Source organism: Streptomyces sp. NPDC096013, assembly GCF_044763565.1.
Classification (GTDB): Bacteria; Actinomycetota; Actinomycetes; order Streptomycetales; family Streptomycetaceae; genus Streptomyces.
Window position 1 is genome coordinate 151,724 of record NZ_JBIWGK010000001.1, and the last position, 21,361, is coordinate 173,084.

General features: G+C 70.3%; 21 protein-coding genes and 1 riboswitch. Of the genes, 11 read left to right on the plus strand and 10 right to left on the minus strand.

The window, feature by feature from the left end:
- Positions 1 to 29: 29 nt before the first annotated feature.
- Together ACIRB1_RS00680 and ACIRB1_RS00685 are read right to left on the minus strand one after the other, a co-directional pair.
- Positions 30 to 416 (minus strand): PPOX class F420-dependent oxidoreductase, encoded by a 387-nt coding sequence (locus tag ACIRB1_RS00680; RefSeq protein ID WP_403464006.1) that lies wholly within the window; start codon positions 414 to 416, stop codon positions 30 to 32.
- Positions 417 to 426: 10 nt separating this feature from the next.
- The gene (locus ACIRB1_RS00685) at positions 427 to 1,278 is read right to left on the minus strand and encodes a type 1 glutamine amidotransferase domain-containing protein (protein ID WP_403464007.1); all 852 of its coding nucleotides are present in this window, start codon (positions 1,276 to 1,278) and stop codon (positions 427 to 429) included.
- A 25-nt stretch (positions 1,279 to 1,303) separates the two neighbouring features.
- Between ACIRB1_RS00685 and ACIRB1_RS00690 the strand changes: the two genes are divergently transcribed.
- Positions 1,304 to 2,299 carry a hypothetical protein gene (locus ACIRB1_RS00690; protein WP_403464009.1) on the plus strand — a complete coding sequence of 332 codons (996 nt, stop codon included), beginning with the start codon at positions 1,304 to 1,306 and terminating at the stop codon, positions 2,297 to 2,299.
- A gap of 130 nt (positions 2,300 to 2,429) precedes the next feature.
- Positions 2,430 to 3,797, plus strand: coding sequence for a S1 family peptidase (locus tag ACIRB1_RS00695; RefSeq protein ID WP_352178309.1), 1,368 nt, complete (start codon positions 2,430 to 2,432; stop codon positions 3,795 to 3,797).
- A gap of 141 nt (positions 3,798 to 3,938) precedes the next feature.
- Here the strand turns inward: ACIRB1_RS00695 and ACIRB1_RS00700 are convergent, their stop codons facing one another.
- On the minus strand, positions 3,939 to 4,103 hold the full coding sequence (locus ACIRB1_RS00700; protein WP_266779712.1) for a hypothetical protein: 165 nt from the start codon (positions 4,101 to 4,103) through the stop codon (positions 3,939 to 3,941).
- 112 nt (positions 4,104 to 4,215) lie between these two features.
- Entirely contained in the window at positions 4,216 to 5,376 is a 1,161-nt protein-coding gene (locus ACIRB1_RS00705; protein WP_403464010.1) for an ROK family protein, read from the minus strand.
- Between the two features lie 171 nt (positions 5,377 to 5,547).
- Here ACIRB1_RS00705 and ACIRB1_RS00710 point away from each other — a divergent pair, with 171 nt between their 5' ends.
- Genes ACIRB1_RS00710 through ACIRB1_RS00725 form a run of 4 tightly spaced genes read left to right on the plus strand, consistent with a single transcriptional unit; the run spans position 5,548 to position 10,046 of the window.
- Entirely contained in the window at positions 5,548 to 6,465 is a 918-nt protein-coding gene (locus tag ACIRB1_RS00710) for a carbohydrate ABC transporter permease (protein ID WP_403464011.1), read from the plus strand.
- Between the two features lie 15 nt (positions 6,466 to 6,480).
- Positions 6,481 to 7,434: a carbohydrate ABC transporter permease gene (locus tag ACIRB1_RS00715; RefSeq protein WP_352178306.1), complete on the plus strand. Its 954-nt coding sequence runs from the start codon at positions 6,481 to 6,483 to the stop codon at positions 7,432 to 7,434.
- A 10-nt stretch (positions 7,435 to 7,444) separates the two neighbouring features.
- Positions 7,445 to 8,788: an ABC transporter substrate-binding protein gene (locus ACIRB1_RS00720; RefSeq protein ID WP_403464012.1), complete on the plus strand. Its 1,344-nt coding sequence runs from the start codon at positions 7,445 to 7,447 to the stop codon at positions 8,786 to 8,788.
- A 58-nt stretch (positions 8,789 to 8,846) separates the two neighbouring features.
- Positions 8,847 to 10,046: a Gfo/Idh/MocA family protein gene (locus tag ACIRB1_RS00725; protein WP_403464013.1), complete on the plus strand. Its 1,200-nt coding sequence runs from the start codon at positions 8,847 to 8,849 to the stop codon at positions 10,044 to 10,046.
- Between the two features lie 32 nt (positions 10,047 to 10,078).
- Here the strand turns inward: ACIRB1_RS00725 and ACIRB1_RS00730 are convergent, their stop codons facing one another.
- Positions 10,079 to 10,777: a L,D-transpeptidase gene (locus tag ACIRB1_RS00730; protein ID WP_352178303.1), complete on the minus strand. Its 699-nt coding sequence runs from the start codon at positions 10,775 to 10,777 to the stop codon at positions 10,079 to 10,081.
- A gap of 335 nt (positions 10,778 to 11,112) precedes the next feature.
- Between ACIRB1_RS00730 and proP the strand changes: the two genes are divergently transcribed.
- Both proP and ACIRB1_RS00740 read left to right on the plus strand, forming a co-directional pair.
- Positions 11,113 to 12,597, plus strand: a complete 1,485-nt coding sequence (gene proP, locus ACIRB1_RS00735; RefSeq protein ID WP_403464872.1) for a glycine betaine/L-proline transporter ProP — start codon at positions 11,113 to 11,115, stop codon at positions 12,595 to 12,597.
- Positions 12,598 to 12,675: 78 nt separating this feature from the next.
- The gene (locus ACIRB1_RS00740) at positions 12,676 to 14,163 is read left to right on the plus strand and encodes a pyridoxal phosphate-dependent decarboxylase family protein (RefSeq protein ID WP_403464015.1); all 1,488 of its coding nucleotides are present in this window, start codon (positions 12,676 to 12,678) and stop codon (positions 14,161 to 14,163) included.
- Here the strand turns inward: ACIRB1_RS00740 and ACIRB1_RS00745 are convergent.
- Entirely contained in the window at positions 14,050 to 14,853 is an 804-nt protein-coding gene (locus tag ACIRB1_RS00745) for an SDR family NAD(P)-dependent oxidoreductase (protein ID WP_403464016.1), read from the minus strand. The two genes, ACIRB1_RS00740 and ACIRB1_RS00745, sit on opposite strands and share 114 nt — an antisense overlap.
- A 50-nt stretch (positions 14,854 to 14,903) precedes the next feature.
- Between ACIRB1_RS00745 and ACIRB1_RS00750 the strand changes: the two genes are divergently transcribed.
- Positions 14,904 to 15,431, plus strand: a complete 528-nt coding sequence (locus tag ACIRB1_RS00750) for a hypothetical protein (RefSeq protein ID WP_352178300.1) — start codon at positions 14,904 to 14,906, stop codon at positions 15,429 to 15,431.
- A 12-nt stretch (positions 15,432 to 15,443) separates the two neighbouring features.
- Here ACIRB1_RS00750 and ACIRB1_RS00755 read toward each other — a convergent pair whose 3' ends face one another.
- The 3 genes from ACIRB1_RS00755 to ACIRB1_RS00765 form a co-directional block, all read right to left on the minus strand.
- Positions 15,444 to 16,358 carry an SDR family oxidoreductase gene (locus ACIRB1_RS00755; protein WP_403464017.1) on the minus strand — a complete coding sequence of 305 codons (915 nt, stop codon included), beginning with the start codon at positions 16,356 to 16,358 and terminating at the stop codon, positions 15,444 to 15,446.
- An 86-nt stretch (positions 16,359 to 16,444) separates the two neighbouring features.
- Positions 16,445 to 17,074 (minus strand): MBL fold metallo-hydrolase, encoded by a 630-nt coding sequence (locus ACIRB1_RS00760; protein ID WP_403464018.1) that lies wholly within the window; start codon positions 17,072 to 17,074, stop codon positions 16,445 to 16,447.
- Positions 17,074 to 18,162, minus strand: coding sequence for an S-(hydroxymethyl)mycothiol dehydrogenase (locus tag ACIRB1_RS00765; protein WP_403464019.1), 1,089 nt, complete (start codon positions 18,160 to 18,162; stop codon positions 17,074 to 17,076). The genes ACIRB1_RS00760 and ACIRB1_RS00765 overlap by 1 nt, the downstream gene beginning before the upstream one ends.
- Before the next feature lie 170 nt (positions 18,163 to 18,332).
- Here ACIRB1_RS00765 and ACIRB1_RS00770 point away from each other — a divergent pair, with 170 nt between their 5' ends.
- Positions 18,333 to 20,087, plus strand: coding sequence for an ABC transporter ATP-binding protein (locus tag ACIRB1_RS00770; protein WP_403464020.1), 1,755 nt, complete (start codon positions 18,333 to 18,335; stop codon positions 20,085 to 20,087).
- Positions 20,088 to 20,166: 79 nt separating this feature from the next.
- Here ACIRB1_RS00770 and ACIRB1_RS00775 read toward each other — a convergent pair whose 3' ends face one another.
- Positions 20,167 to 20,463 (minus strand): hypothetical protein, encoded by a 297-nt coding sequence (locus ACIRB1_RS00775; protein ID WP_352178295.1) that lies wholly within the window; start codon positions 20,461 to 20,463, stop codon positions 20,167 to 20,169.
- 171 nt (positions 20,464 to 20,634) lie between these two features.
- Between ACIRB1_RS00775 and ACIRB1_RS00780 the strand changes: the two genes are divergently transcribed.
- On the plus strand, positions 20,635 to 21,000 hold the full coding sequence (locus ACIRB1_RS00780) for a nuclear transport factor 2 family protein (RefSeq protein WP_403464022.1): 366 nt from the start codon (positions 20,635 to 20,637) through the stop codon (positions 20,998 to 21,000).
- A gap of 258 nt (positions 21,001 to 21,258) precedes the next feature.
- Positions 21,259 to 21,343, plus strand: a riboswitch (ZMP/ZTP riboswitch).
- Positions 21,344 to 21,361: the final 18 nt, after the last annotated feature.

Consider the following 21,361-nt stretch of genomic DNA (forward strand, 5'->3'; position numbering starts at 1 on the left):
CCTGATGTCGATGGGTGAGGGGATCGCCGTCAGGGCGTGAGTCTCACGCGGATGCCGACGGTGCCGTCCGCCCCGCGGCGCAGACGGCTGCCGAGCAGCGTGATGCGGCCGGTGAGGCCGTACTTCCGCTTGATCAGGGCGCGGTAGCGGGCGGTGGTCTCGGCGTCGACGATCTCGGCGGTGCCGGGGACCGGGCTGCCCGTCGGGTTGCCGCGCAGGTCACAGGGGCCGACGAGGACATCGGCGCGGGCCCGGATGCGCTTGACCTTCCAGGAGTCGGCGACCGTCCACACGCCGAGGGAGTCGCCGTCCCGCACGACCCACACCGGGGTGGCGACCGCGCTGCCGTTCTTGCGGTAGCTCGTGAGCAGCAGGTACTGGCCTGCGCCGAGCCGGTCCAGCGGGGTCTCGTCCATGGTCGGCAGTCTAAGCACCCGGGGCGTCCCGCAGCAGAGCGAGATACCGGCGGGCGAAAAGGTATGCGTCGCCGGGCCAGCGCGCCGAGAGGTAGGCGCCGTCCTGGACGACGAACGCGTGACTGTCGTCGCTCGCGGTGCCGCGCCGGGTCAGCTCCCTGGGGCCGCGCTCGAACTGCGCTCCCGGGTCGTCCAGGGCGGCCCGCACCTCGTCCTCGACATAGGCCGGGTAGGTGCGGTAGTAGCGGCCGAGGCGCCAGGCGGTGGTCAGGTAGGCGGTGCGTTCCATGTACGCGGGGAGGCAGGTCGTGCGGCGTCCGGCGAGCACGCTGCGGCCGGTGGCCGGGTCCTGGGTGCGGGCGAGCACGAGGACGCCGTGGCAGATCGCGCCGACCGGGCGGCCCAGCTTCCAGAACTCCCCCACCTTGGCGCCCAGTTCGGAAGAGCCCAGGTACTGACGCATGCCGGGCGCGTGTCCGCCCGGCAGCAACAGCCCGTCGAAGCCGGCCACGTCCAGGTCCGTCCACGCGACCGTGTCGGCGAACTCCGGTGCCTGGGTGAGCTGTCGGTAGAACCGCTTGGGTTCGTCCTCGGCGCCGAGCCGGCCGAAGAGGACTCCGGTGAGCAGTCGGGGGTCGGCGGCGGGCCGGGTCCCCGCGTGCTCGGTCGCGAAGACCACCTCGTGCCCGGCGTCGGTGAGCATCCGCCAGGGCACGGCGACCTCGGTGACGTCGAAGTCGCGGTCCGGGACCGGCATCAGCACGCGCATGAGGTCATCATGGCAGCCGGGCCGGGTGTCCATGACAGCGCGGGCGCGCAGCTGATCCGGTTCGCGGGAGGTGTCCTGCGGGATGCTGGTCATGAGGCACGACTGAGGGGGAGGTGCGATGACCGGGAATCCCGCGAACGGCGTGGTCATGGAGATCGCCTGCGACGAGTCCGGTTCGGACGGCGAGAACCTCACCGGCGGCAACACGGACGTCTTCGCGCACGCCAGTGTGCGGCTGCCCCAGGAGACGGCCGCGGAGTATGTGCGGGAGATACGGCGCAGGATTCGCTCGCCCGCGGAGGAGTACAAGGCGAACCATCTGCTGCGGGAGAAGCACCGGGCGGTGCTGGAGTCGTTCCTCGGCCCCGCCGGACCCCTGCGGGACGGGAACGCGCATGTGCATCTGACCGAGAAGACGTACTTCGTCGTGGACCGCGCGGTCGACCTGCTGCTCGACGGGGCGGGCGAGGGCACCGAGGCGGCCACCCTGTTCCGGGAGGGGCCGCGGACCTTCGGTGAGCGGGGCTGGCGGGACTTCCTGACCGCGTCCAACCAACTGCTGCGGGTCAGGAACGACGGAGCGCCGACGGTCCCCGCCGACGTCTTCTTCCGCACGGTCGACGCCCTGCGCGACACGTATCCCGATACGGCCGCGGGGGTGATCGTCGGCCGGCTCGCGGCGGCGCGGTCGCGCGCGGAGTCGTACCGGGAGCGGATGCGGGACTCCCCCGTACTGTTCCCCGTGCTCAATCCACTGCTGCCCGCGATCGTCGGCACGGCCCGGTACTGGATCGCCGACGGACGCGGCGTGCGCCTGGTGCACGACCGGCAGAACATGCTCACCCCGGAGCGCATCGCCTGGATCATGGACGCGGCGCCGCTGACCGACGTGGTGCTCGTCGCCGCGCGGTCCGACGCGCGGGTGCAGCTGGCCGACTTCCTCGCCGGCATCGCCCGCAAGCTCGCCTCCGACGAGCTGAACGGCCACGGCGACCCCGTCCTCACCGCTCTGCTGCGGCCGTACCTCGGCCCGGACTCCGTCTGGGGCGACGCGGCCAGCGGGCTGCGGCTGGGCACGGCCGGTGCCAACTCGGCGGTGCAGCGGGCCTGTTGACGAGAGGAACGGAACCCGGTCCGCCGTCGGGTGAACAGGAGAGCGCCGGGCCACGTATGGAGGAAGGGCACTCGACGACCGGAGAGCCCCGCGGTGTCGTCACCGCACGTTCGGGGTTCGGGAGCCAGGCATGAGGCACGCACGACGACGGGTCATCCGGCGAGTTACACGGTTGGCGGCCGTCGGCGGACTCCTGTTGGGAGGCGCCATGGTCACCCAGGCGGCCATGGCCAGCGATTCCCCCGGCACGTCCGCCGCCACGCTCAGCGCGCCGCAGACACCCGCGGACAAGGGTTCCGCCCTGGTGGCGAAGCTCGGTTCGGCCCGCACGGCGGGCAGTTGGGTCGACACCGGCGGCCGTACGGTCGTCGCGGTGACCGACGAGAAGACGGCGGCCGAGGTGCAGCGGGCGGGCGCCGAGGCGAAGGTCGTGCGGTACAGCATGAACGTGCTGAAGTCGGCGGCCGGCACGCTGAGTTCGGCGCCCAAGGTGCCGGGCACCGCCTGGGCGATGGACTATCGCAACAACAGGGTGCTGGTGGAGGCGGACAGTTCGGTCTCCACCGCCGGCTGGTCCGCGATGACGAAGGTCGCGAAGGCGATCGGCGCCTCGGTCGAGATGCAGCGCACGCAGGGCAAGTTCACGACCCGCATCAACGGCGCGCAGCCCATCCTGTCGACCGGCGGGCGCTGTTCGGCGGGCTTCAACGTGACGAACGGGCAGGACGACTTCATCCTGACGGCCGGGCACTGCGGGCCGGTCGGGTCGATCTGGTTCGCCAACAACCAGGGCGACCAGCAGCTGGGCAAGACGGTCTCCGACAACTTCCCCGGCAGTGACTTCTCCTTGGTGCAGTACGCGAGCGGCTCGGCGGGCGACGGCGCGGACGTCGTGGCGATCGGCAACGGCAGCGGGGTCACGATCACGGGCCTGGCCGACGCGGCCGTAGGGGAGAAGGTGTTCCGCAGCGGCAGCACCAGTGGGCTGCACGACGGCGAGGTGACCGCGCTGGACGCGACGGTCAACTACCCCGAGGGCACGGTCACCGGCCTCATCCAGACCACGGTGTGCGCCGAACCGGGCGACAGCGGCGGCCCGTTGTTCGCCAACGGCATCGCGCTGGGCGTGACCTCGGGCGGCAGCGGCGACTGCACGGCGGGCGGCACGACGTTCTTCCAGCCGCTGACGAAGGCGCTGTCGGCGCTGAACGTGAAGCTGCTGGTGGCACCGAAGACGGCTGCCTCGCCCGCGCCCGCCGCCTCGCCCACCGCCGGTGCGGCAGCGGCCGGTGCGGCCACGCCCGGGACCTCGGCGCCCGCGACGAACACCACATCGGGCGCGACGACCCTGGCGGCCCGGCTGACCGACCCCAAGAACGTGGGCCCGGGTCTGCTGGTGATCGCGGGAAGTCTGATCGCGCTGGTGGCGACGCGCTGGATCCGCGCGGAGCAGGACCGCAAGGCGTTCCAGCGGCACCACACGGCGATGTGGGGCTGATCACTCGAGGGAGGTCAGCGGGGAAGGAAGGAAAGGGGTTCAACAGGGGGTGACGGGGATCGACCGGCTCGGCCGAAGGTCACGAGGAAAGGCCGGGCGACGGGATCCCAACGACACCTGCGTCGGTCGGCTCGGCGGCCCTCAGGCCGCCGGCGGAGCTGCGGCGGCCCACTCCATCACAAGCCGTCGGTACTCCTCGCGCTGCTCGACGCTCAGTGTCCCGCCCGATCGGAGCCACAGGGCCCTGATCTCCTCGTTGACCTCGGCTGCCGATCGCTCGGTGGCTGATTCAACACTGGTGGACATGGTGTGAAGCATACGTCGCCGAAGGTGAAGGCGATGTGAGTAATCACGAGCTAATCGGACATATCGGACCGTGTTACTGATCACGTCCATCTGTCAAGCCCTGTAACGCAATTCACACCTCGGCCACACCCAGGACGAGCACCTGGATCGCCAGCACGGCGGCGCCGCGCGCCCAGTCGTGGAAGTCGGAGACCTTCGTCTCGACGTCGAGCGGGACGGCCAGCGGGTGCCGGTGGGCGCGGAGGGTGTCGTCCACCGTCTTGCCGGCCACGTCGATCAGGCCGACGCCCTCGCCGGCGAGCAGGATCTTCTGCGGCAGCACGAAGTTGGCGATCTGGGCGACCAACGTGCCCAGCGCGCGGGCCGCTTCGTCGATGACGCGGGCGGGCATCGGCTCACCGGCGGCGGCTCGGGCGAGGATCTCCTCGTACGTCAGATCGCGGCCGGTGGCCGCCTGCACCTGGTAGCGGATGCTGGGGATGGTCAACAGCGAGACGGCGCTGCCCCGTTCACCGGCCGGGGTGAGCGGGCCGTTGGGGTTCAGGATCCAGTGCCGGCCGAACCCGCGGTCCTCCTCGGCGTACGGCACGCGCTTGCCGCCGAGGACGAGGCCGTAGCCGATGCCCGCGCCGATGGTGAGGACGACGAAGCGGTCGAGGCCGCGGCCGGCGCCGAACCAGGTCTCGGCCTCGACGAGCGCGGCCACGTCGTTCTCGACGACGACCGGCAACCCCGTGCGCCGCTCGACGAGTTCGGCCAGCGGGACGTCGCTCCACTCCAGGAAGGGCGACTCCCCCACCACGGCACGGTCCTGGACGAGTCCGCCGACACCGATGCCCATGCCGCTGAGCGTGGGGAAGCGCGCGGTGAGTTCACCGGTCATCTCGGCGAGCACGTCGGCCACTTGGCCGGGGTCATGGGTGGTGAGCGGCCGGTCGAGACGGGCGACGATCTCGCTCCTGAGGGTGGTGACGACGCCGTAGACCATGTCCTCGGTGAGTTTGAAGCCGAGGAAGGTGCGGGACTCGGCGACCACGTCGAGGGGCTGCGAGGGGCGGCCCTGGCGGACCTCGGCCGGGCCGCCGCCGTCGGGGACCTCGACCAGCAGGCCGGACTCGATCAGCGGTTTGGTGAGGCGGGTGAGGCTGCCGGCCGAGAGGTCGAGCCGCCGGGCGAGGTCGGTGCGCGACAGCGGGCCGTGGACGAGCACCTCGATCGCCACCGAGCGTTCACCGGGGCTCAGCGGCTGCCAGCTGGCGGCACGTGTGGTCATGAGCGTCAGACTCCCACAAGCAAGATTTTTTCACTCTGGAACTAACGCGACCACTCTATGGCCGGAAGAGTGGCTCGGAAAAGATGTCTGCACGACTCTTGACGCAGGGATTCTTCCGCCTCAAAAGTATGTGGCCCGAGGATGAGCCGCCGCAGACAAGGGAGTCTCTCGATGACCATCGCCTCAAGCAGTCCCCCGACCCGTCGGCCGCGGACCCGTGAAGACGAGGGCGACGGTCAGCTGGCGGCGGTCTTCATCGCCCCGGCCCTGCTGGGTTTCCTGGTCTTCCTGCTCTGGCCGACCCTGCGGGGCATCTACCTGAGCTTCACCCGCTTCAACCTGCTGACGCCCGCGAAGTGGGTGGGCCTCGACAACTACGACCGGATGGTCCACGACCCCATCTTCTGGTCGTCGTTGAAGGTCACCGTCGAGTACGTGATCATCAACATCGGCATCCAGACGGTGTCCGCCCTGGCCATCGCCGTCCTGCTGCAACGGCTCACCCAGTCCGCCCTGTTGCGCGGGATCGTGCTCACGCCGTACCTGATGTCGAACGTCGTCGCCGGCATCGTCTGGCTGTGGATTCTCGACACCCAGCTCGGCATCGGCAACGAGATCATCGGCGGCCTCGGCTTCGACCACATCCCCTTCCTCGCCGACAAGACCTGGGCGATCCCGACGATCGCCCTGATCAACGTGTGGCGGCACGTCGGCTACACCGCGCTGCTGCTCTTCGCCGGACTTCAGGCCATCCCGAACGACATGTACGAGGCGGCGAAGGTGGACGGCGCGAGCGAGTGGCGCATGTTCTGGCGGATCACGATGCCGCTGCTGCGGCCGGTCCTCGCGGTCGTGCTGATCATGACGGTGATCGGTTCGTTCCAGGTGTTCGACACGGTCGCGGTGACCACCGCGGGCGGCCCGGCGAACGCGACGAACGTCCTCCAGTACTACATCTACGGCTCCGCCTTCGGGCGCTTCCAGTTCGGCTACGCGTCCGCGATGTCTGTGGCGCTGCTGGTCGTCCTGAGCGCGATCACGTTCCTCCAGTACCGGCTCACCCGCGCCGGCCAGACCGACCTCGGCTGACGGGAAGGAGTCGACATGGCCACCCTGACCACCACCCCCAACGTGCCCAACACCCCCACGACGACCGAGCGGCAGACCGTACGACCGTCCCGGCGACCGCTCTCGGCCGGCAAGGTCGTCGCCTGGATCGTGATGGCCGCGATCATGCTGATCACTCTGCTGCCCTTCTACTGGATCCTGCGCACCGCCCTCTCCACCAACACCGGTCTCGCCGCCCACCCCTCAAACCCGCTGCCGGTCGACTTCACCACCGGCGGTTTCGCCCGCGCCCTCGGCCTCCAGTCCACCAAGGAGGCGATCGCGCAAGGCGGTTCGGGCGGCGGGCTCACCTTCTGGCGCTATCTGCTCAACTCGGTGATCGTCTCGACCCTGATCACCGTCTGCCAGGTGTTCTTCTCCGCGATGGCCGCCTACGCCTTCGCCCGGCTCCGCTGGCGCGGCCGGGACCGCGTGTTCGGGCTGTTCCTCGCCGGGCTGATGGTGCCGGCCATCTTCACCCTGCTGCCGAACTTCGTCCTCATCAAGCAACTCGGGCTCGTGGACACCTTGTTGGGGATCGCGCTGCCGACGATGTTCATGACGCCCTTCGCGGTGTTCTTCCTCAGGCAGTTCTTCATGAACATCCCGCGCGAGGTCGAGGAGGCCGCGCTGCTCGACGGCGCGGGCAAGGTCCGCGTCTTCTTCCGGGTCCTGCTGCCGATGGCCTCGACGCCGGTCCTGACCCTGGGTGTGCTGACGTACATCACGTCCTGGAACGACTACTTCTGGCCCCTGATGGTGTCCTACAGCGACAGCTCCCGTGTGCTGTCGGTGGCCCTGGCCATCTTCCGGTCGCAGACCCCGCAGACCGGCTACGACTGGTCGGGCCTGATGGCGGCGACCCTGATCGCCGCGCTCCCGATGCTCGTGCTGTTCGGCGTGTTCGCGCGCCGCATCGTGAGTTCCATCAGCTTCACCGGAATCAAGTAAGGGGACGGGCATGCGTATTCGTACGGTCGCGGCACTGGCCGGGGCACTCGCACTGTCCCTGACGGCGGGCTGCGCGGGCGGCGACTCCGTGGGGTCGGAGTCCGGCACGGTGACGTACTGGCTGTGGGACTCCAACCAGCTCCCCGCCTACCAGGCCTGCGCGAAGGGCTTCGAGCAGGAGAACCCCGGACTCAAGGTGAAGATCACGCAGTTGGGCTGGGGCGACTACTGGACCAAGCTGACCGCGAGCTTCATCGCGGGCACCCAGCCGGACGTGTTCACCGACCACATCCAGAAGTTCGGCCAGTTCGCCGATCTGAAGGTGCTCCAGCCGCTCGACGACCTCGGCATCGACGCGGCGAACTACCAGCCGGGACTGGCCGCCAACTGGGTGGGCCAGGACGGCCATCGCTACGGCGCCCCGAAGGACTGGGACACGGTCGCCCTCTTCTACAACCAGAAGATGGTCACGTCGGCCGGTCTCACCGCGGACCAGCTCAACACCCTGTCCTGGAACCCGGCCGACGGCGGCACCTTCGAGAAGGCCATCGCCCATCTCACCGTCGACCGCAACGGCAGGCGCGGCGACGAACCGGGCTTCGACAAGAACCATGTCAAGACCTACGGCCTCGCCAGCGGTGGCGCGGGCGACGCCGACGGCCAGACGACCTGGAGCCCGTTCACCGGCTCGGCCGGCTGGAACTACACGGACAAGAAGCGCTGGGGCACCGCGTACCAGTACGACAGCAAGACCTTCCAGTCCGTGGTCAAGTGGTACTTCGGGCTGGCGAAGAAGGGCTATCTCGCGCCGTACACGGACTACAGCGACGGCGCCAACCCGGCCAACGCGCAGGTCGCGGCGGGCAAGGCGGCCACCTCCTTCGACGGGGCGTGGATGATCTCCACCTACGCCGGGGCCAAGGGCATCAAGGTCGGCACGGCCTTCACACCGGCCGGTCCGAGCGGTCAGCGGGCGACCATGATGAACGGTCTCGCCGACTCCATCACCAAGAAGGCGCACAACAAACCGGGCGCGGAGAAATGGGTCGAGTATCTCTCCTCCGACGACTGCCAGAAAACGGTCGGCAGCTACGGAATCGTGTTTCCCGCGACCCCGGACGGCACCGACACCGCCGTCGCCGCCTACAAGAAGAAGGGCATCGACGTCACCGCGTTCACCAGGCCGGTGGCCGACAAGAAGGACTTCGTCACCTTCTCCTATCCGATCACCAACTACGCGGCGGACGTGTACGCGTTGATGCACCCCGCCATGCAGGACGTCTACGCCAATGACGCACCCGTCAGCGGCCTGGGCAAGACCAACAAGCAGATCAACTTCATCCTCGGTCAGTGACCCTCCGGTCGGCGACCGCTCGGTCCGTCACACCCCCGTCAGAGAAGGACACGCACCTATGACGTTCTCCCTCGGCATCGTCGGAGCAGGCCAGTTCTCCGGTCAGTTCGCCCGACTGTTCCAGGCCCATCCCGGTGTGAGCGAGGTCCATGTGACCGACCTCCTGCCGGAGCGCGCGGAGCAACTCGCCGCCGAACAAGGGCTGGCGGGCACCTTCCCCTCGTACGAGGCGATGCTGGAGTCGAAGGCCGTCGACGCCGTCGCGATCTTCACCCAGCGCTGGACCCACGGCCCCCTGGTCCTCCAGGGACTCGCCGCCGGCAAGCACGTGTACTCCGCGGTGCCCATGGCGATCAGCACGGAGGAGATCGCGGCGATCATCGACGCGGTCCGGGCCACCGGGCTGACGTACATGATGGGCGAGACCAGCCAGTACAACCCGGCGACCGTGCACGCCCGCAACCAGATCGCGGAGGGCGCCTTCGGGCGGATCTTCTACGCCGAGGGCGACTACGTCCACGACATGGATCTGGGGTTCTACGAGGCGTACCAGTACAGCGGCGGCGACAACTGGAAGGCCACCGCCAGCTATCCGCCCCTGCTGTACCCGACGCACTCGGTGGGCGGGGTGCTCGGCGCGTGGCAGACGCACGCGGTGAGCGTGTCCGCGATCGGCGTGGTCGACGAGCGCGGGGACGGGGTCTTCGACAAGGACGTCAGCCAGTTCGGCAACGACTTCTCGAACGCGACCGCGCTGTTCGAGGTGGCGGGCGGCGGTTCGTTCCGTACGAACGAGTTCCGGCGGGTGGGCTATCCCTCGCAGATCCGGGAGTCGCGTTTCCGGTTCTTCGGCACGGACGCGAGCATGGAGCAGCTCGCGACGGTGGCGTTCTGGCAGGACAAGAAGGGGGTGCAGGACATCAGCGAGCTGCTGGAGCCCAAGCCCACCATGTCTCCTGACGATCCGTCACTTCAGCACATCGCGCCGGACCTCCGGGCCGCCTTCACCTCGGGCTCGGCGCCGGTGCACGACCGGTCGCGGCTGCCGCGGGAGTTCGACAACCTGCACAACGGCCACGAGGGCAGCCACCACTTCCTGGCGGACGACTTCGTGACCGCGGTCAACTCCCGCACCCTGCCGTCCGTGAACGCGTGGGTCGCGGCCCGCTACACCCTGCCGGGCATCATCGCGCACGACTCGGCGCGGCAGGGCGGAGCGAGGCTGGAGATCCCGGACTTCGGGGACGCGCCCGCGTAACGGCGATGGTGCGCAAGCCGGGTGACCGTCCGTCAGGTGCCCGGCTTGCGGCCGTACACGAAGACGTCGTCGCCGTTCTTCAGCAGCGACCAGTACTTCTTGGCGGTGGCCGGGGTCATGTTGACGCAGCCGTGCGAGCCCGGCGGGTTCCACATGCTGAGGTTGACGGAGTGGAAGGCCTGGCCGCCGTCGAAGAACTGGCTGTAGGGCATCGAGACGTCGTAGATGTTCGAGACGTGGTCGATGTCCCGCCAGTAGATCTTCTTCAGACCGGTGCGGGTCTCGTAGCCGTTGCGGCCGGTGCGCACGGGGACCGGGCCGTAGACCAGGCGGCTGCCGTCCTGGATCCAGCTGATCTGGAGCGTGAGGTTGACGCAGGCGATGCGGCCCTTGTTGGTCGGGCACTTGCCGGCCGCGTTGGGCTTGGTGCCCACGGCCTTCTGCTTGTTCATGAGGTCCATCACGCCCCAGGTGACGGAACCCGCGTAGCCGATGTTCGGCGTGATGCCGTGCTTGGTCTGGAAGGCCTTGATGGCCTTGCAGTCGGCGGCGGACTGCTTTCCGTCGACCGGCCGGCCGAGGAACTTCTCGACCTGCTTCTGGTACGGCCCCTTCTGCGTCGTACAGCTCGACGCCGCCTGCGCCGGAGCGGTGCCCAGCGCGAGCGTGAGCGGTGCCACCAGCCCGGTGACACCGAGCGCTATGGCTCCTCGTCTGCGTATGTCCCTCATGTCGGACCCTCCCCCTCAGCCGGTACTGCGATCTCTGCCACCTAGACCCGGCGCACGGGCCGCGAGGTTGTGGGCCGGGCCGGACCGCGACGAAACGGTGACATTCTCCGCCGCTCGGCCGTCCCGGCGGAAGACCGCCTCGGTAAGCGGACGGTGGGTTTCCGGGTGGTCCGCACCGGTTAGGCGTCATCAAACAGCACTCCGCGGATCGCACGGCGCGCGAAGCGGAACCCCGACGACACGCACAGGTGCACATGAGGTCACACAGGCGGGATGCCGGGCGCCAGGGCGATCCACGACGCGGACTCGGTTCGGGGAACGCGCGCACCGAACGGATGGTGCGCACGCTGCTGCGACGGCGCAAGAAGTCCCTCAGCGCGCACGACGTGAAGGTGGCCGACCGGCCCGCGGTACGGCGCGCGGTGTCGGCGGCGGCGCTCGGCAACACCATGGAGTGGTTCGACTTCGGCGTCTACGCCTACGTCGCCTCGACCCTCGGCAAGGTCTTCTTCCCGTCCAGCTCACCGGGTTCCCAGGTCATCTCGACGTTCGCGACGTTCGCGGCGGCCTTCCTGGTCCGGCCGCTCGGCGGGCTCGTCTTCGGGCCCCTCGGCGACCGGGTGGGACGTCAGAAGGTCCTCGCCGTCACCATGATCATGATGGCCGTCAGCACCTTCGCGGTGGGCTTCCTGCCGGGCTACGACTCGATCGGCCTGGCCGCCCCGCTGCTGCTCCTGCTCTGCCGGCTGGTGCAGGGCTTCTCGACGGGCGGCGAGTACGCCGGTGCCACCACCTACATCGCGGAGTACTCGCCGGACCGGATGCGCGGCTTCCTCGGCAGCTGGCTCGACTTCGGCACCTTCATCGGCTACTCCCTCGGCTCCGGCCTGGTCACCGTGCTGACCGCGGCCCTGTCCGAGGACCAGATGGTCCACTGGGGCTGGCGCATCCCCTTCTACGTCGCGGGACCGCTCGGGCTGATCGGCCTCTACATGCGGCTCAGGCTGGAGGAGACACCCGCGTTCCGGGAGGTCGAGGAGAAGCGGGGCGAGGAGGCCCGGATGTCCGGCAAGGGCCGCTTCAAGGAACTCTTCACCGACCACTGGCAGGCCATGCTGGTCTGCGTCGGTCTGGTCCTGCTCTACAACGTCACCAACTACATGGTGACCTCCTACCTCCCGACCTATATGAGCTCCACCCTCGGCGAGCCCGAACTCACCGCACAGCTCCTGGTGCTGGGCACGATGGTGCTCGTCGTCCTGACCATCACCGCCGTGGGCCGCTCCTCGGACCGCTACGGCCGCAGGCCGCTGTTCCTGTGGGGCGGCGGCGCCATGGTGGTCCTCTCGATCCCCGTCTTCCAGCTCATCCGCCAGGGCGGCATCGTGCTCCCCGCGATCGGCTGCGCCATCCTCGGCCTGTTCCTGGTCTGCTTCGCCGGGACGAGCGCCGCGACCCTCCCCGCGCTCTTCCCCACCCATCTGCGCTACGGCGGCCTGTCCCTGGCCTACAACTTCTCGGTCTCCCTGTTCGGCGGCACGACCCCGCTGATCGCCTCCGCGCTGGTCGACGTCACGGGCAACGAACTCGTCCCCGCCTACTACCTCATGGTCACCGGCGTGATCGGGGTGATCGCCGCCCTGTTCCTGCGGGAGACCGCGCGCAAGCCGCTGCGGGGTTCGTCGGCGATGGCCGCGTCCGAGCGGGAGGCGCGGGAGATGGTGGCGCACAGCCGCACCCGTGCGGGCCGCCGGGCTCGGGACACCTGGCTCCGGCTGCGCCAGGGACACCTCCCGCACCGCTCCCGCCACGACGACTGACAGCGTCGCCCTCCTTCAGTCCAGTTCCGCCGAAGTGGCCCGATACCCGGCCCGCCGCCTGCGCCTACGCTGCCGACCATGCACCGCACTCTCGCCGACGACCTCGCCCGGCTCCCCGACCTCCTCCAGTCCGCCCGTGACCTCGCCGCCCGCGAACTGGCCGGGGTCGCCGAACGGCCGGTCGTCCGGCTGGAGCGCGCGCCCGAGCGGGAACCGCTGCCGGCCGAGGGCGCCGGGGGCGAGGCGGCGCTCACCCGGTTCGCACAACGGTGGGCGCCCGGCCTCTCGGGCTCGGCGGGCCCGCGCTACCTCGGCTTCGTGACCGGCGGCGCGACCCCCGCGTCGGTCACCGGGGACTGGCTGACCAGTGCGTACGACCAGAACGTGTCCGGGGCCGCCGGGTCCTGGGCGGCGGCTCTGGAGCGGGAGACGGTCGACTGGCTGCGCGAGCTGTTCGGCCTCGGTACGGCGCATGCGGGCGCCTTCGTGACCGGCGCGACGGTGTCCAACACGGTGGGCCTCGCCGTCGCCCGCGAGTGGCTGGGCGAGCGCCTGGGCGTCGACGTGTCGCGGGACGGTGCCGCCGCGCTCGGCCCGGTCGACGTGCTCTCCGGCAGCCCGCACTCCAGCGTCGCCAAGGCACTCTCCGTCCTGGGCATCGGCCGCGACCGGCTGCGTCACGTGCCTGTCCTCGCCGGGAACCGCGAGGCCGTCGACGTGGACCGACTGGAGGCGGCCCTGGCCGAGTCGGAGGGCCGCCCGGTGATCGTCGTCGCGAACGCGGGCACCGTGAACACCGTCGACTTCGACGACCTGAGGGCGATCGCCGCCCTCAAGGAACGGTACGACTTCTGGCTGCACGTGGACGCCGCGTTCGGCGGCTTCGCCGCGCTCTCCCCCGCGTACGCCCACCTCGTCGACGGGCTCGACGCGGCCGACTCGGTCTGCGTCGACCTCCACAAGTGGCTCAACGTGCCCTATGACGCGGCCGTCCAGTTCACCCGCCGCCGCGACCTCCAGACCAGGGTGTTCCACAACGCGTCCCCGTACCTGGGCCTGCCGACCGGCGACCCGGACTTCCTCCACCTCACGCCCGAGAACTCCCGGCGCCTGCGCGCCCTCCCCGCCTGGTTCTCCCTCATGGCCTACGGCCGCGCCGGGCACCGCGAGATCGTCGAGCGCAACGTGGCCCTCGCCCACCGGCTCGGCGAGGGCATCGCCGCACTCCCGGGCCTGCGGCTGTCGGCGCCGGTCCGGCTGAACGTCGTCTGCTTCACACTTGCCCAGGACCCCACGCAGGAGCGGGTGGCCGCCGTCGCCGAAGCGGTCGCGGCCACCGGCGAGGCGTTCCTGACGCCGACGGTCCACGACGGGACACCGGCGTTGCGTGCCGCGTTCAGCAACTGGCGTACGGACGAGGCCGATACGGACCGGGTGCTGGCGGCGCTCGCCTCACTGCCTCTCGGCCCGGCGCTCCGAAAGGGACTGGTGGAAACCGGAGTTGACCGCGGTGAGCCCGCCGTCGACGGCGAGGGTCGTGCCGGTGATCCAGGACGCGTCCCGTGAGGCGAGGAAGGCGACGGCGGCGGCGATGTCCTCGGGCTCGCCGACCCGGCCGAGCGGGAACAGACCGCTGACCGCGTCGAGTTCGGCGTCCCGGCCCTCCCACGCGGAGGTCCGTACCGTGCCCGGCATCACCAGGTTCACCCGCACACCCCGTGGGCCGGCGTGCCCGGCGAGGGTGCGGGTCAGCGAGGCGAGTCCGGCCTTGGCCGCGCTGTAGGCGTGATTGCCGAAGTCCTGACTGCCGTTCACGGAACCGATGTTGACGACCGCCCCGCGTCCCGAGGCGACCAGGTGCGGTAGCGCGGCCCGGCAGCAGCGGTGCGGACCCGTCAGCGTGATGTCGAGGTCGGCGGCCCACTCGTCGTCCGGTTCGTCCTCGAAGAGCGGATGGTCGGGCGTGCAGTGTGCGGCGCTGTTGACCAGGACGTCCAGTGCCCCGAAGGACTCGACGGCCCGCGCGACCGCCCGCTCCACCGACTCCTGACTCGCCACGTCACAGCCGAACGCCTCGGTGGCGAGCCCGAGTTCACGCAGCCCAGCCGCCGTCTTCTCCGCCTCGGGCAGATCGACGTCGGTCACCAGGACCCGCGCGCCCTCCGCCCCGAGCCGCCGGGAGACGGCGGCGCCGATGCCGCGGGCCGCACCGGTGACGAGAACTCCGTACCCCTCGAAGCGCGTTGTGTCAGTCATGCACCCGAACGTACTGCCGGAACGATCAACTCGGCAGATACCGTGCGGACATGAACGCGTTCATGCAGCAACTCCCCGCGCTGATCGGTGTCGTGATCGGTGCGCTCGGTTCGTACGTCGCGATCGTGCGGGGCGATCAGGCGAGGTTCCGCCGTGAGCGGGACGCCCGTTGGGAGGAGCGGCGGCTTGAGGTGTACGCCGAGTACGCCCGGTCGCTGAAGAAGTCGGTGACCCTGACATACCGGGTCGCCTCCCATTTCGGCAACGACCCGCATCCGCACCCGCTCTCCCCGGCCGAGGCGGAACCGCTGCTGGCCGAGGCGACCGTCGACCGGGACCCGCCCGGTGAGGCGCTGCTCCTGCTGGGAAGCACGGAGGTGGTGGACAAGGCCCGGGCATGGGTCGGCGCGGTGATGGCGATGGAGCGGTTCATGCGCGCGGAGACTCATGACCCAGACGCCTGGCGGGAGTTGATGGAGCGTCAGCGTGCCCGGCGCGAGGGCTACTACGCGGCCGTGCGGGACGATCTGGCGCTCCCGCCGGGCCACTCGGGGCGCTGGCCGGTGACCCAGATCTGACCTCCTCGCACGTCAGCGGTAGCCGGTCACGTCCGCCGGTTTCCCCGCGTCCTGCACCTCCACCAGGTACCGCCACGCGTCCGGGCGGCTGCCGTCGAGGTCGGTGAAGCCGTACACCCCGGCAAGTCCGCCGCTGGAGAGCGACTGGCCGTTCCAGCGGACTAGTTGGGGGTCTGCGGCGAGGGCGGTGACGGCGCGGCCGACGTAGCGCGGGGTCTCCGAGATGGCGAAGTGCGGGACCTCGGTCAGGGCGTCGCGCCAGTTCTCCTCGCGCACGCCGAACTGGTCGAGCATGATCTCGGAGCGCATCCAGCCCGGGGTGAGCGCGACGGCGGTGGCGCCGCGCGGGCCGAGTTCATGGCCGAGGGCGAAGGCCATGCGCAGGACGGAGGACTTGGCGATGTCGTAGAAGAAGGAGACACGGTAGGTGTCGCGGTTGTACTCCGCGGTCCCGTCGGTCATCTCGACGACCAGGCCGCCGGGCCCGCGCAGCAGCAGGGGCAGCGCGTGGTGGCTGGTGACGGCGTGCGTCTCCACCGCCAGTCTGAGGAGGCGCAGGCCCTTGTCGAGGTCGTGTTCCCAGACGGGGGTGTCCCAGGCGAAGAGGTGCTCGCCGCCCCAGATGTCGTTGACGAGGATGTCGAGGCGGCCCTGTTCGTCGTCGATGCGGTCGACGAGGGCGCGTACGGCCGCCGGGTCCAGGTGGTCGGTGGGGACGGCGACGCCCTGGCCGCCGGCCGCGGTCACGAGATCGGCGGTGTCCTCGACGGTCTCGGGCCGGTCGTACTCGGAGCGCTGCGCGCGGGTGCTGCGACCGCTCACGTAGACGGTGGCGCCGGCCGCGCCCAGTTCCACGGCGATCCCGCGCCCGGCTCCGCGCGTCGCCCCCGCGACCAGCGCGACCTTGCCCTCCAGTGGACCCGGCATGTCCGACCTCCCGTGCTCGTTCGACCTGTGTGATGCCGATCGTGCACGGGAAGCCGGACATCTTCTGTCGGGTATTCGCCGGTGTCTCAGTGACCCCGCGCGATCCACTCGTCCAGGTGACCGGCCTCCGCGCCGACGGTCGTCGAGTCGCCGTGCCCGGTGAGCACCTTCGTCTCCGGCGGCAGGGTCAGCAGCCGCTCGCGGATCGAGTCGATGATCGTCGGGAAGTGGGAGTACGACCGTCCGGTGGCTCCCGGGCCACCGTGGAAGAGGGTGTCGCCGGTGAAGACCGTGCCGAGCCCGGGGTCGTACAGGCACACCGCGCCGGGCGCGTGACCGGGGGTGTGCAGGACCTTCAGGTCGGCGCCCGCGGCCTCGATCACCTGGCCGTCGGCGAGATGGGCGTCGGGGTCACGGTCGGGGTGGGTCTGCTTCCACAGCGGCAGGTCGTCCGGGTGCAGCCAGATCGTGGCGCCGGTGCGGTCGGCGAGTGCGGGCGCCGCGTCGATGTGGTCGTTGTGGGCGTGGGTGCAGACGATGGCGGTCAGCCTGCGGTCGCCGATCGCCGCGAGAATGGCGTCGGCGTCATGGGCCGCGTCGATGACGACGACCTCGTGGTCGTCGCCCACGATCCAGACGTTGTTGTCGACGTCCCAGGTGCCGCCGTCGAGGCTGAACTGCCCTGAGGTGACGAGGTGTTCGATGCGAGCGGCCATCACAGCACCACCACCGAACGCAGCACGTCGCCGCCGTGCATCCGCTCGAACGCCTTCTCCACCTCGTCGAGTTGGATCGTCTCCGTGACGAACGCGGCCAGGTCCAGGCGCCCTTGCTGGTGCAGGTCGATGAGCATGGGGAAGTCGCGGGAGGGCAGACAGTCGCCGTACCACGACGACTTCAGCGAACCACCCCGCCCGAAGACGTCCAGCAACGGGAGTTCGAGCTTCATCTCCGGCGTCGGCACCCCGACGAGCACCACCGTCCCCGCCAGGTCCCGCGCATAGAAGGCCTGCTTGTACGTCTCCGGGCGGCCGACCGCCTCGATGACGACATCGGCACCGAACCCACCGGTCAACTCGCGGATCGCCTCGACCGGATCGTCCGCCTTCGAGTTGACCGTGTGCGTGGCCCCCATGGACCGGGCCTTCTCCAGCTTCCGGTCATCGATGTCCACAGCGATGATCCGCGCCGCACCCGCGAGCCGGGACCCCGCGATCGCCGCGTCACCCACCCCACCACACCCGATGACCGCCACACTGTCACCCCGCCCGACATTCCCGGTGTTGATCGCCGCACCGATACCCGCCATCACCCCACAGCCCAACAACCCCGCGACAGCCGGAGAGACAGCCGGATCGACCTTGGTGCACTGCCCGGCAGCGACCAGCGTCTTCTCGGCGAAGGCACCGATACCGAGGGCCGGGGAGAGTTCCTGGCCGGTCGAGGCGAGGGTCATCTTCTGCTTCGCGTTGTGCGTGTTGAAGCAGTACCAGGGGCGGCCACGCAGGCAGGCCCGGCAATTACCGCACACGGCACGCCAGTTGAGAATCACGAAGTCGCCGGGGGCCACGTCGGTGACGCCCTCGCCGACCGACTCCACGATTCCGGAGGCCTCGTGGCCGAGCAGGAAGGGGAAGTCGTCGCTGATGCCGCCCTGTTTGTAGTGCAGGTCGGTATGACAGACCCCGCAGGCCTGTACCTTCACCACGGCCTCGCCGGGTCCGGGATCGGGTACGACGATCGTCTCGACCCGGACCGGTTCGTCCTTGCCCGGTGCGATCACGCCGCGTACTTCCTGCGCCATGGTCCTGAACCCTTTCGTCGACCGTTGTGCCTGCCTCCGACCCTACGCGTGACTGATCGGTAAGGGCACGACCGAGGGCCCGCCGTCGCCGGGTAGGCCGCAGCATTGGTCGACGGCGCGGGCGGTGGCCGACGTAGCCTGAATGCTCCGACCGATCCCCGAGGAGTGCCGTGAGCGTCGCAGGGACTCGGAGCGGCCCGCCGACCTGGCGACTGCTCCTCGACTACGTACGACCGCACCGCTGGGCCCTGTTGGCGGGCGCGCTGCTCTCGCTGGTCACCGGGGGTGCCGGTCTGCTGCTGCCCCTGGTGGCGCGCGGCCTCATCGACGACCTGTCGCACGACCGCGCCATCACCGGGGCGCTGCTCGCGATGTCGGCGCTGGTGGTCGCCAACGCGGCGCTGGGCGCGCTGGGTTCGTATGTGCTGCGGCGCACCGCCGAGTCGGTGGTGCTCGGTGCGCGGCGCGCCCTGTCGTCGTATCTGCTGCGCCTGAGGATTCCCGCCGTGGACCGCAGCGAGCCCGGCGATCTGATGGCACGCATCACCTCGGACACCACGCTGCTGCGCGAGGTCACCACGGACTCGCTGGTCGGCCTCGGCACCGGCGGGCTCACGCTGATCGCGACTGTCGTCATGATGGGCGTGGTTGACCCCGTGCTGCTCGGTGTCACCCTCGCCGTGATCGCGGGTGCGGGCACCGTGCTCAGCCTGATCGTGCCACGCATCAACCGGGCCAGCCGGCAGGCGCAGGACGCGGTCGGCGTGATGGGCGCCTCCCTGGAACGCATCCTGGGCGCGCTGCGCACGGTGAAGGCGTCCGGCGCCGAGGACCGCGAGGAGCGCACGCTGCACGCGGCGGCCGAGGAGTCGTGGCGGCAGAGCGTGCGGGCCGCCAAGTGGACCGCGGCGGCGGGCAATACGGCGGGCCTGTCGATGCAGGTCGCGTTCATCACCGTGCTAGCGGTGGGCGGGGCGCGGGTGGCGACGGACGCGATCGACATCGGCACGCTGGTCGCCTTCCTCCTCTACGTCTTCTACCTGATGCAGCCGATCCAGCAGGTCGTCGGCGCCATCACCCAGTACCAGACGGGCGCCGCGGCCCTCTCCCGCATCCAGGAGGCACTGCGACTCCCCGCCGAACCCCCGTCCCCGCAGGCCGAGTTGCCCTCCCCCGGCGCCGCACCCGCCGCCCTCACCTTCGACGACGTCCGCTTCCGCTACGCCGACGACCTGCCCTACGTCCACCACGGGGTGACCTTCGACGTACCGGCCCAGGGCATGACGGCGTTCGTCGGCCCGTCCGGCGCGGGCAAGACCACCGTGTTCTCCCTCATCGAGCGCTTCTACGACCCCGAGTCCGGCGCCATCACCCTCGACGGCCGGAACCTCGCGGACTGGGATCTGCCCCGGCTCCGGTCCGCCATCGGGTATGTGGAGCAGGACGCCCCGGTCCTGTCGGGCTCCCTGCGCGACAACCTGCTGCTGGGCAACCCGGACGCCGACGACGACTCCGTCACCCGCGTCCTGCGCACGACCCGCCTCGACGGCCTGGTCGCCCGGCTCCCCCAGGGCGCCGACACCCTGGTCGGCCACCGCGGCACCCGGCTCTCGGGCGGCGAACGCCAACGCGTCGCCATCGCACGGGCGTTGCTGCGCCGGCCCCGGCTGCTGCTCCTCGACGAGGCGACCTCGCAGCTGGACGCGGTGAACGAGGCGGCCCTGCGGGACACCGTCGCCGACGTGGCCCGTACGACGACGGTCCTGGTCGTCGCGCACCGGCTGTCCACGGTGACGATGGCCGACCGGATCGTGGTCATGGACGCGGGCCGGGTCCGCGCGGTGAGCACGCACCGGGAGCTGGTGACCGCCGACCCGCTCTACGCGGAGCTGGCGGCGACGCAGTTCCTGGCGACGACGGGCTGATCCCGGGGAACGGCTGAGGGCCGCCCGGTTCCGGACGGCCCTCTGGGTCCACCTGCTCCGCGGGATCAGTACCGCGGGCTCACGGCTCGATGCTGGGGAGGAGTCCCGTCACCGGCGCGGTCATGTCGGTGACCTGGTGCAGCTGCTGGAGATCGTTCAGGTGGTTCAGCCCCTGTAGCTGGCCGGCGATCCGCGGGACCTCCGCACGGTGCTCGGCGGGGATCTCACTCACCGCGAGCGAGTCCAGGAGGGCGACCGGGCTGACCTTGCCGTCCTTGAAGGCGGGCGCGTCGGCAGCGTTCGCCATCGGCGCGACGAGGCCGGTGACCCCGACCGCGAGACCAACGGCGGCGGCAATACGTCGTGTTGAGATCATGCCCTCAGCAACGCGGCCGGTCCCCGCGCGGTCACGGGTACCGGGCACCGCTCACCCGTGAGGCGGAGCGTGCCGCCCGGTTTGCCGAGCCCGGCGCGACGGAGGAGTCTCGTAGGAGAGGCCCTTCGCGGCTCGCCCCTGTTCGGGCCGCAGCCCTCTGAGGAGGTCACCATGGGCACCGCTGCACACCCCGGCTTCGACACTGACGCCCTGCGCCGGGGCATCGAGGATCACACCGCGGCGACACTGCTGTCGCTGTACGCGGACGACGCCGAGATCCACGTCGTCGACCACCTGGCCCAGCCCAGCCACCCCAAGGTCCTGCACGGCCGGGACGAGATCGGCGCGATGCTCGCCGACGTCTACAGCCGGGACATGACGCACAAGCTGGAGGAGTGCGTCGTGGACGGGGACCGGGCCGCCTACAGCGAGTCGTGTCAGTACCCGGACGGGGCGCGGGTCCTGGCCGAGTCGATGCTTCTGCTGAACGACGGCAAGATCACCCGGCAGACCATGATCCAGGCATGGGACGGATAGCGCGGATGGTGCCGAGGGTCCGGATCAGCACGCGCGTGACCTGGACCTTCTCGGCGACGACGGCACCCGCGCGCGCCGCTGCCGCTCGACGGCGGACCCCGGTCTCGGCGGCGGGCCTGCGCGCGTCCGCCACGCTGCTGGGTTCGGCGCTGCGGGCGGCACGCTCTCGCTCGCTCCCGGCACCGCCCGCCGCCCGGACTCGGGGGTTCCGGCATCGGTGAGCGCGCCGGGGCTGTCGTAGGACGGTCGGTTAGGCTGTTCGTGGGTCGTGACTGGCGCTGAGGTGGAGCACCACCGTGGAGCGGCCCACGCGGAGTCGATGCCGTGCGCCTGGGCGATTGGTCAACCAGCTCAGGAGTGG